At 61.2% G+C, this 6,438-nt stretch carries 4 protein-coding genes; all 4 read left to right on the top strand.

The genetic code is table 11. The features are described from left to right. The coding region (locus ACIOMR_RS23765) for a transketolase-like TK C-terminal-containing protein (protein WP_401196706.1) at positions 1-934 on the top strand (934 nt) is incomplete at its 5' end. Between the two features lie 11 nt (positions 935-945). Next, positions 946-2,598: a dihydrolipoyllysine-residue acetyltransferase gene (gene aceF / locus ACIOMR_RS23760; RefSeq protein WP_401196703.1), complete on the top strand. Its 1,653-nt coding sequence runs from the start codon at positions 946-948 to the stop codon at positions 2,596-2,598. Positions 2,599-2,913: 315 nt separating this feature from the next. After that, positions 2,914-5,604, top strand: a complete 2,691-nt coding sequence (locus ACIOMR_RS23755) for a bifunctional diguanylate cyclase/phosphodiesterase (RefSeq protein WP_003209437.1) — start codon at positions 2,914-2,916, stop codon at positions 5,602-5,604. 74 nt (positions 5,605-5,678) lie between these two features. Beyond that, complete coding sequence (msrA, locus tag ACIOMR_RS23750) at positions 5,679-6,326, top strand: peptide-methionine (S)-S-oxide reductase MsrA (protein WP_003209436.1); 648 nt, start codon at positions 5,679-5,681, stop codon at positions 6,324-6,326. Positions 6,327-6,438: the final 112 nt, after the last annotated feature.

Raw genomic sequence — 6,438 nt, 5'->3', positions numbered from 1 at the left:
CATCGCTGCCGGTACTTCGTACTCCAGCCACAACCAGCCGATGCTGCCGTTCTACATCTTCTACTCGATGTTCGGTTTCCAGCGTATTGGCGACCTGGCTTGGGCAGCAGGCGACAGCCGTACCCGTGGCTTCCTGATCGGCGGTACTGCCGGGCGAACCACGCTGAACGGCGAAGGCCTGCAACACGAAGATGGTCACAGCCACATTCTGGCGGGCACCATCCCGAACTGCCGCACCTTTGATCCAACCTACGGCTATGAGCTGGCGGTGATCATCCAGGACGGCATGAAGAAGATGACCGAAGAGCAGCAGGACGTTTTCTACTACATCACCGTGATGAACGAGTCCTACCAGCAGCCAGCCATGCCGGCCGGTGTCGAGGAAGGCATCATCAAGGGCATGTACCTGCTCGAAGAAGACACCAAGGAAGCCGCTCACCACGTGCAACTGATGGGCTCCGGCACCATCCTGCGCGAAGTGCGTGAAGCTGCAAAAATCCTGCGTGAAGAGTTCAACGTCGGTGCTGACGTATGGAGCGTTACCAGCTTCAACGAACTGCGTCGCGACGGCCTGGCCGTAGAGCGCAGCAACCGCCTGCACCCGGGCCAGAAGCCTGCGCGCACCTACGTCGAAGAGTGCCTGGCTGGCCGTAAGGGTCCGGTTATCGCCTCTACCGACTACATGAAGCTGTTTGCTGAACAAATTCGTCAGTGGGTACCGTCCAAGGAATTCAAAGTCCTGGGCACCGACGGTTTCGGCCGTAGTGACAGCCGCAAGAAGCTGCGTCACTTCTTTGAAGTCGACCGTCACTTCGTGGTGTTGGCAGCCCTGGAAGCCTTGGCTGACCGTGGTGAAATCGAACCCAAGGTGGTAGCAGACGCTATCGTCAAGTTCGGGATCAACCCGGAAAAACGCAACCCACTGGACTGCTGAGGAGACTTTCTGTGAGCGAACTCATTCGCGTACCTGACATCGGCAGCGGTGAAGGTGAAGTAATTGAACTGTTTGTGAAGGTCGGCGACACCGTCGAAGCCGACCAGAGCATCCTGACCCTGGAATCGGACAAGGCGAGCATGGAAATCCCTGCTCCCAAGGCCGGCGTGGTCAAAAGCCTGAAAGTGAAGCTGGGCGACCGCCTGAAAGAAGGCGACGAACTGCTTGAGCTGGAAATCGAAGGTGCCGCTGATGCGGCCCCTGCGGCGGCCGCTCCTGCTGCTGCCCCGGCTCCTGCCGCCGAGAAGCCTGCCGCTGCTGCCGAGGCCCCTGCGGCTCCGGCGGCTGCACCTGCCGCCGAAACAGTCCAGGACATTCATGTTCCGGACATCGGTTCGTCGGGCAAGGCCAAGATCATCGAGCTGCTGGTTAAAGTCGGCGACACCGTCGAAGCTGATCAATCGCTGATCACCCTGGAGTCCGACAAGGCCTCCATGGAAATCCCTTCGCCGGCTGCCGGTGTGGTGGAAAGCATTGCCGTGAAGCTGGAAGACGAAGTCGGCACTGGTGACTTCATCCTCAAGCTGAAAGTAGCGGGCGCTTCGGCTCCTGCTGCTGCCGCTCCAGCCGCCGCTGCTCCGGCCGCCAAGGCTGAAGCCGCACCGGCTGCCGCCGCGCCTGCACCTGCGCCTGCTGCAAAAGCCGAGGCCGCACCGGCTCCGGCGGCTGCACCTGCGCCAAGCGGTGCCAAGGTTCATGCCGGCCCTGCCGTGCGCCAACTGGCCCGTGAATTCGGCGTCGAGTTGAGCGCGGTAACCGCCAGCGGTCCTCACGGTCGCGTGCTCAAGGAAGACGTGCAGGTTTACGTCCAATCCATGATGCAGAAGGCCAAGGAAGCTCCGGCTGCCGGCGCTGCTACCGGTGGCTCGGGCATTCCGCCGATCCGCACCGTCGACTTCAGCCGCTTCGGCGAAATCGAAGAAGTGCCGATGACCCGCCTGATGCAAATCGGCGCGGCCGGCCTGCACGCCAGCTGGCTGAACATCCCGCACGTGACCCAGTTCGACCAGGCCGACATCACCGACCTGGAAGCATTCCGCGTTGCGCAGAAAGCCGTGGCCGAGAAGGCCGGCGTGAAGCTGACCGTGCTGCCCCTGCTGCTCAAGGCTTGCGCACATTTGCTCAAGGAGCTGCCGGACTTCAACAGTTCGCTGGCGCCAAGCGGCAAGGCGATCATTCGCAAGAAGTACGTGCACATCGGCTTTGCCGTCGACACTCCGGATGGCCTGCTGGTACCGGTCATCAAGAACGTCGACCAGAAGAGCCTGCTGCAGCTTGCCGCTGAGGCTGCTGCACTGGCTGCCAAGGCCCGCGACAAGAAGCTCACCCCGGACGACATGCAGGGCGCGTGCTTCACCATCTCCAGCCTCGGGCACATTGGCGGCACTGGCTTCACGCCAATCGTCAACGCGCCGGAAGTGGCGATCCTGGGTGTTTCCAAGGCCACTATCCAGCCTGTGTGGGACGGTAAAGCGTTCCAGCCGAAGCTGATGCTGCCACTGTCGCTGTCCTACGATCACCGTGTGATCAACGGCGCGGCTGCCGCACGCTTCACCCAGCGCCTGAGCCAGTTGCTGAACGACATCCGCACCATCCTGCTTTAAGCCACAACAGGTCTTCTGCCCATGCAGAAGACCTGGCTTCAACGATTTCCGAGCGCCACGCTCGTACCTCAACCCCGCCAATTGGCGGGGCTTTTTTTGCCTGCTTTCCAGGGAAAACCTGGACACGGAAATCGAGGTTGTACACCGCCCATCACCCCGGTTGCAGAAAACCGCTCGCTGGCCGATAACCCACTTATAGCACTTAGCCTTCATCCTCTCTTGTCAGCCTGTGCTGCATGATGCAACCTTGCCGCAGGCAACAGTAAAGAGGGCGTGAGCCCGGCGCGATGCGCATTTTTCCAAGCGAGTTTCCCCATGAAAAGCCAACCCGATGTCGCCCGTACGGCGGCCGAGGTAGTGACGCAATTACCGGTGCCTTCGCGCCTCGGTATGCTGCGTTTCGAGCGGCTTAATGAGGCTAGCTGGGCCCTGCTGTACCTCGACCCCAATTGCGAACGCCAGTTCGGCCTGCCCGCGATGGAACTGTGCGCCCTGATCGGCTCGCCCTACGCCAGCCTGATGGAGCCCCAGGCGCGCTATCAGCTGCATGATGCGATCCAGGAACAGCTGACCATCAGCCCGCATTACCTGGTGCGCTACACCCTGCACACCAACGACGGCCCGTTGAGCCTGCTGGAACTGGGTGAAGCCTACAAACAACACAATCGTCACCTGCTGCGCGGCTACCTGATGGTGGTCGACGGCCTGTTCAGTGATCTCCCACCGGCCCCTGCGGCAGACCTGGAGAGCCAGAACAGCCGCTTGCAGATTGCCCTGGAACTCAACCAGCGCGCCCAGCAGGAACAACTGCAACACCTTGAGCGGGTACGCGCCCAGCAGGAATTGATCCTGCTGCTGGCCCGCCAGCGCTACAGCACCAACAACTCGCTGCAGGAAGCCGCCGAGCTGATCACCCGCAGTGCCTGCGATATCTACCAGATCGACTGCGCGAGCATCTGGAACCTCGAAAACCAGCATCTGGTGCCGATTTCCGCTTATCACCGCGCCGATCAGCAGCACCACCTGCCAGAGTCTATCGATGCCAGTGGCTTCCCGGATTACCTGGAAGCCCTGCAAACCAGCCGTGCGATCGACGCCACCAACGCCATGCGCGACCCACGCACGCGTGAAATGGCCGAGAGCCTGCGCCCGCGGGATATCCACGCCATGCTCGACGCCAGCATCCGCGTCGATGGCAACGTGGTCGGCGTGTTGTGCCTGGAGCAAAGTGGCAGCACCCGCGTCTGGCAGTCCGACGAGATCGCCTTTGCCGGCGAGCTGGCCGACCAGTTCGCCCAGGTGATCAACAACCACAACCGCCGCACCGCCACCAGTGCCCTGCACTTGTTCCAGCGAGCCGTGGAGCAAAGCGCCAATGCGTTCCTGCTGGTCAATTGCGACGGCGTGGTGGAATACGTCAACCCCAGCTTTACCGCGATCACCCAGTACAGCACCGAAGAAGTCCACGGCCACCAGCTGTCGGAACTGCCGGCACTGGAGAACCTCAGCGAGCTGCTGTTCGACGCGCCTTCAAGCCTGGCCAAGAGCAACAGTTGGCAAGGCGAGTTCAAGAGCCGGCGCAAGAACCTCGAACCCTACTGGGGCCAGTTGTCGATCTCCAAGGTTTATGGCGACAACCGTGAGCTGACCCATTACATCGGCATCTACGAAGACATCACCCAGACCAAGCTGGCCCAGCAGCGCATCGAGCGGCTGGCCTACACCGACAACCTGACCAACCTGGGCAACCGCCCGGCGTTCATCCGCAACCTGGACGAACGCTTTGCCCGGGACAGCGACAGCCCCATCAGCCTGCTGCTGGTGGACATCGACAACTTCAAGCGGATCAACGACAGCCTCGGCCACCAGACCGGCGACAAGCTGCTGATCAGCCTGGCCCGGCGCCTGCGCAACAGCCTGACCGCCAGTGGCAGCCTGGCGCGGTTTGCCAGTAACGAATTTGCCGTGCTGCTGGACGATACCGACCTTGAAACCGGCCAGCAGGTCGCCAGCCAGTTGCTGGCGACCCTCGACAAGCCGATGTTCGTCGACAACCAGCTGATCAGCGTCACCGGCTCCGTGGGCCTCGCCTGCGCGCCGCTGCATGGCCGCGACCCGCAGACCCTGATGCGCAACGCCGGCCTGGCGCTGCACAAGGCCAAGGCCAACGGCAAACACCAGGTGCAGGTATTTACCGAAGCGCTGAATGCCGAAGCCAGCTACAAGCTGTTCGTGGAAAACAATCTGCGCCGCGCCCTGACCCAGAACGAACTGGACGTGTTCTACCAGCCCAAGCTGTGCCTGCGCAGCGGTCGTCTGCTGGGGATGGAAGCGTTGTTACGCTGGAACCATCCGGAAAAGGGCATGATCCGCCCCGATCAATTCATCAGCGTGGCTGAAGAGACTGGGCTGATCATCCCCATCGGCAAATGGATCGCCCGCCAGGCCTGCCGCATGAGCCGACAACTGACCGCTGCCGGCATGGGCAACCTGCAAGTGGCGATCAACCTGTCGCCCAAGCAGTTTTCCGACCCGGACCTGGTGGCCTCGATTGCCACGATCCTCAAGGAAGAACAGTTGCCGGCCAACCTGCTGGAACTGGAGTTGACCGAAGGCCTGCTGCTGGAAGCCACCGAAGACACGCGCCTGCAACTGGACCAACTGAAGAGCTTCGGCTTGACCCTGGCGATGGATGACTTCGGTACCGGTTACTCGTCGCTGAGCTACCTGAAAAAATTCCCGATCGACATCATCAAGATTGATCGCAGCTTCATCCATGAAATCCCGGACAACCAGGACGACATGGAAATCACCTCGGCGGTGATCGCCATGGCCCACAACCTCAAGCTCAAGGTGGTGGCCGAAGGCATCGAGACCGCCGAGCAGCTGGCGTTCCTGCGCCGTCACCGTTGCGACGTCGGCCAGGGCTACCTGTTCGACCGGCCAATCCCGGGGGCCGAGCTGATGACGATGCTTAAACGCTACCCTCGCGGGCCAATCGCCTGACAGCGCGGTAACACTCGGGCACACTGGCAGTCTGAACTCTTACTTGTAACTCAATCTGACTGAGAGGACTGATCATGGTCTTGCGCTCGGAAATCCTGGTGAATAAAAACGTGCTTCCCACTCAAGAACAAGCTTTGCCTGGCCGTGAAACCCCGATGTCGCTGCCCGAGACGCACTTCGTCAACGGCAACCCGCTACTGGGCCCCTTTGTCGACAACGTAGAGTTTGCGATCTTCGGCCTGGGTTGCTTCTGGGGTGCAGAGCGTCGTTTCTGGCAGCGCGACGGTGTGGTCAGCACGGTGGTGGGCTATGCCGGCGGCTACACGCCGAACCCGACGTATGAAGAAGTCTGCTCGGGCCTGACCGGCCACAGCGAAGTGGTGTTGGTGGTGTTTGACCAGGACAAGATCAGCTACGAAGAGCTGCTGAAAATGTTCTGGGAACTGCACAACCCGACCCAGGGCATGCGCCAGGGCAATGACATCGGCAGCCAGTACCGCTCGGTGATCTACGCGGTCAAGCCGGAGCACCTGGAGGCGGCGAAGGCCAGCGCAGAGGCTTATCAGGCGGAATTGACCAAGGCCGGCCTGGGCACCATCACCACCGAAATCGAAGAAGCGCCGACGGTGTATTTCGCCGAGGCGTACCACCAGCAGTACCTGGCGAAGAATCCGCAGGGTTACTGCGGAATCGGCGGCACCGGCGTGACCTGCCCGATCTAAGAGCGACACCGATAAAAATGTGGGAGCGGGGGGGGGGGGGGGGGGGGGGGGGGGGGGGTTGGAAATATATTTTTTATTATAAATAAAAAAAAGCACACCCACACCCACCACA

Origin of the sequence: Pseudomonas sp. NPDC087814 (assembly GCF_044742865.1) — a bacterium.
Classification (GTDB): Bacteria; Pseudomonadota; Gammaproteobacteria; order Pseudomonadales; family Pseudomonadaceae; genus Aquipseudomonas.
The sequence above is the reverse complement of the archived record's forward strand: the minus strand, read 5'-3'. Positions and strand labels throughout refer to the sequence as shown.